The sequence below is a fragment of the Mailhella sp. genome (assembly GCF_057866825.1).
In genome coordinates, this window is the sequence record NZ_DBMAHT010000166.1 from 1 (window position 1) to 3,661 (window position 3,661).

Consider the following 3,661-nt stretch of genomic DNA (forward strand, 5'->3'; position numbering starts at 1 on the left):
ACCGCCCCCGCAAGAAGTTTGGTTATCGATCGACTGTCGAGTTTTTACGGGAAGACGGGAATCTCTTTCTGTTGCAATTCATTTGACAATCTGCCCAAAAGGTTCCCTCCCTTCCCCCGCTCAACCTTTCCCTCCTCTCATCTCACCAGCCTACGCGGGTGCAGGAGAAGATCATTTGCCAGATGTTGCCGATATGGGCGCTGCGCATGGGGCAGTCGGAGTCTTCGTTGAGTTTTTTCAGGCGGTCGATGGTTTGCTGTTCTCTGTCGTGGCTGAACACTTCCACGGGCATGCCGTAGCGGTGTTCGTCGGTCATGATGCGGCGGCTCAGGTTGAAGCGTCGGCGCACGAGGGTGAGCATTTCGTCGTCAATGGCGTCAATTTCCGCTCTCAGTTTTTCTATGGCCGCTTCCGATCTGGGGTCTGCCATGCGTAGCCTCGCAGGTATGGGGCGCGTTGGTGTGGTCTTCTTCGTGCGGGGCGCGCCGTTTGCCGCTTTGCGGGAAAGAAGGCCGAACTTCGGGGAAAGGCGTTGAGAGTTCCCCATAAGCTGGGAATGCTCTTGCCGGGCGTCGGTGTCAAGGGCGGGCGGGGCTTTTGATGGCGGGCAAAAATTTTCCCCATCTCGCCCCATTGCCGAGAACGGGCAAAAAGCGTATCTCTTTCAGGACATTTCCGCTCCGGCTACGGAGATCGGGATATTTCACCACAGGAGATAACAATAATGAACAGAAACATAGTTTCCGCTCTTGCCCTTGTGTCCATGCTGGCGCTGCTCGGCGGCTGCAATGAAGAAGCCAAGCCCCAGAAGCCCGTTCCGCAGTTCGGCGTGGTGCAGATTTCCAAGCTGTATCAGGAAACGAAGCTCGGCAAGCAGGGCATAGCCCGCGTCGGCGAACTGGAAAACAAGGCCATGGCCGTGCTGACCGACCTGCAGCAGAAGGTCGAAAAGGCGCAGAAGGACAAGAACGAGGCCGAAGTGCAGCGTCTGCAGAAGCAGCTGCAGAGCCGCGTCTATTTCCTGCAGAACGTCATCAAGCAGGATCAGGAACACGTGATGAACGTGATGCAGACCGAAATGAAGAAAGCCTTTGAAAAGTGCCAGACCGAACACGGTCTGTTTGGTCTGTTCAGCGACGAAGTCATGCCTTCCTACACTCCCGAAGTGGATATGACGGAAGCCGTGAAGGCCATTCTCGACGCTGATCCCGCCACCTTCGGCGAGCTTCCTTCTCTGGAAAAGCCCGCGCTGCCCGAGCCCGGCAACGCCTCCGCTCCCGCCGACAAGGCTTCCGGCGATTCCGCCAAGGCTGCGGCTCCCAAGGCTGCCGCTCCTGCCGAGAAGGCCGCCGCGCCCAAGGCCGCGGCTCCCGCTGAAAAGGCTCCCGCCGCGAAGTAGCGTTTTTTCCGCGTCATGACAAAGACCCGTTCTTTTCGGAGAGCGGGTTTTTTTTGCCGGACGGGCGACGCCCGGAGAAGGGCGGGGGCAACATTGCGGGGCGCGGGGGAAGGCCGGGGGCCGTGATGCCGTTCGGCGCAGTGATAATTTTTTCGGGGGGAGTGAGAAAAGCGGGCGCAGAGGAATGAGCGCGCGGGATGCGGCGGAATTCTGCTCCGCAGCAAGAAAGCGCACAGGGGCAAGGCGCAGAAGCAGGGCAGAGGAACAGGCGCGGCGGAGGGCGGAGCAGGGAGAAAGAGCAGTCTGCGGAAGAAGCAGAGGCGCGGAGCGGCACGCAACGGCCCGGAAGACGGAATGCGTGGAGAATCCTTCCGGGAATCTTTTTCAACAGACTGAAATGTATTGTCTTCACTCAGCACTTGCCCCCCGGGCCTTCCCCTAGTATAAGGACGATATATTTTCCCTGAAACAGGAGTCCTCATATGTGCGGAATCATTGGCTACAGCGGGCATCGTCCTGCCGTTCCCCTTCTGGTGGAGGGGCTGCATCGTCTGGAATACCGGGGCTACGACTCTTCCGGCGTGGCCTTCGAGCAGGCGGGCCGCCTCCAGGTGGTGAAGGCGGCGGGCAAGCTGGCGGCACTGGAGGCCAAGCTGGAAAACAACGCCTATCTTCTGGCCACCTCCGGCATCGGTCACACGCGCTGGGCCACGCACGGCCTGCCCGTGGAGAGGAATGCCCATCCGCATCTCTCGCAGGATGGGGACATTGCCATCATCCATAACGGCATCATTGAGAACTTTCAGGAAATCAAGGACGAACTGTCCGCCAAGGGACACACCTTCCTTTCCGACACCGATACCGAAGTGCTGGCGCATCTCATCGGCGAGGAGCGCAAGAGCGCGCCGAGTCTGTGCGAGGCCTTTGCCCGCGCGCTGCGCCGCGCGCACGGCGCCTACGCCGTGGTCATGATGGGCGTGGAGGAACCGGGCGTCATTTACGCCGCGCGCATGGCCGCGCCGCTGCTCATGGGCGTGGGCGTGGGCGAATGCTTCGTGGCTTCCGACATTCCGGCCTTTCTGCCCTACACCCGCGAAGTGGTGTTTCTGGAAGACGGCGAAGTGGCCCGCATCGAGGGCGCGAAGTGGCAGGTGTTTTCGCTGGCCGATCTTTCGCCCGTGAAAAAGAGCGTGAGCCATGTGCCGTGGGACATGCAGGCCGCGGCCAAGGGCGGCTACAAGCACTTCATGCTCAAGGAAATCATGGAGCAGCCGCGCGTGATCACCGACTGCCTCACCGGCCGCGTGATCGAAGGGAGCGACGGCAAGCTTTCCGTGCATCTTCAGGAGCTCGACGACATTCCCGTGCCCACGCGTCTGCACATTGTGGCCTGCGGCACGTCGTACAACGCGGGTCTCTGGGGGCAGCAGCTGCTGGAAAACGTGGGCGGCATTCCCACGGATCTCGACATCGCCTCGGAGTTCCGCTACCGCGATCCCATTCTGCTGCCGGGCGAAGCGGTGATGGTCATCAGCCAGTCCGGCGAAACGGCGGACACGCTGGCCGCCCTGCGTCTTGCCAGAGAAAAGGGCTGCCGGGTGATCGGTCTTTGCAACGTGGTGGGCTCGTCCATTGCGCGCGAGGCCGACGTGGTGCTCTACACGCAGGCCGGGCCTGAAATCAGCGTGGCGTCCACCAAGGCCATGTGCAGTCAGATGGTGCTGCTGGCGCTCATGGCGCTCTACTACGGGCAGCGCCGCACGCCGGCCGTGTTCGACAGCGAACTGCTTGCCGCGCTGCATGCGCTGCCGGAAAAGCTTTCGGCCGCGCTTCCGGCCATGCAGGAGCGTGCCGGACAGCTCGCCCTGCGCTTTGCCTCTTCGCGCAGCTTCTTCTATCTCGGCCGCGGTCAGTGCCATGCGCTCGCGCTGGAAGGCGCGCTCAAGCTCAAGGAACTTTCCTACATTCACGCCGAAGGCTACGCCGCGGGCGAAATGAAGCACGGTCCCATTGCGCTCATTGATCCGCAGTTCCCCACCTTTGCTCTTGCGCTCGACAACGCGCTCTTTCCCAAGGTGAAGTCCAACATTCAGGAAGTGCTGGCGAGACAGGGCCGCGTCATCGCCCTCGTGCAGGAGAAAAACGGAAAGGTTCCGGATCTTTCCGTGGAGGAATTGTGGGTGCTGCCTGCGGCGCATCCGGTGATTTCCTGCTTCTTTGCGCTGCCTGCGCTCCAGCTTTTCAGCTATCAGATGGCGGACT

At 61.1% G+C, this 3,661-nt stretch carries 3 protein-coding genes; 2 read left to right on the top strand and 1 reads right to left on the bottom strand.

Features of this window, described 5'->3' with window-relative positions; translation table 11 throughout:
* Positions 1-142 precede the first annotated feature (142 nt).
* Positions 143-430: a chorismate mutase gene (locus tag ACZM96_RS10080; RefSeq protein ID WP_294485293.1), complete on the bottom strand. Its 288-nt coding sequence runs from the start codon at positions 428-430 to the stop codon at positions 143-145.
* Positions 431-724: 294 nt separating this feature from the next.
* Here ACZM96_RS10080 and ACZM96_RS10085 point away from each other — a divergent pair, with 294 nt between their 5' ends.
* Together ACZM96_RS10085 and glmS are read left to right on the top strand one after the other, a co-directional pair.
* Complete coding sequence (locus ACZM96_RS10085) at positions 725-1,399, top strand: OmpH/Skp family outer membrane protein (RefSeq protein WP_489488884.1); 675 nt, start codon at positions 725-727, stop codon at positions 1,397-1,399.
* Positions 1,400-1,881: 482 nt separating this feature from the next.
* Positions 1,882-3,661 (top strand): glutamine--fructose-6-phosphate transaminase (isomerizing) (gene glmS / locus ACZM96_RS10090; RefSeq protein WP_489488885.1); only part of this gene is annotated, 1,780 nt, incomplete at its 3' end.

What these genes read in the sequence shown, in the direction of transcription:
- ACZM96_RS10080 (WP_294485293.1), bottom strand. Translation starts at nt 430, where the DNA reads ATGGCAGACCCCAGATCGGAAGCGGCCATAGAAAAACTGAGAGCGGAA.
- ACZM96_RS10085 (WP_489488884.1), top strand. Translation starts at nt 725, where the DNA reads ATGAACAGAAACATAGTTTCCGCTCTTGCCCTTGTGTCCATGCTGGCG.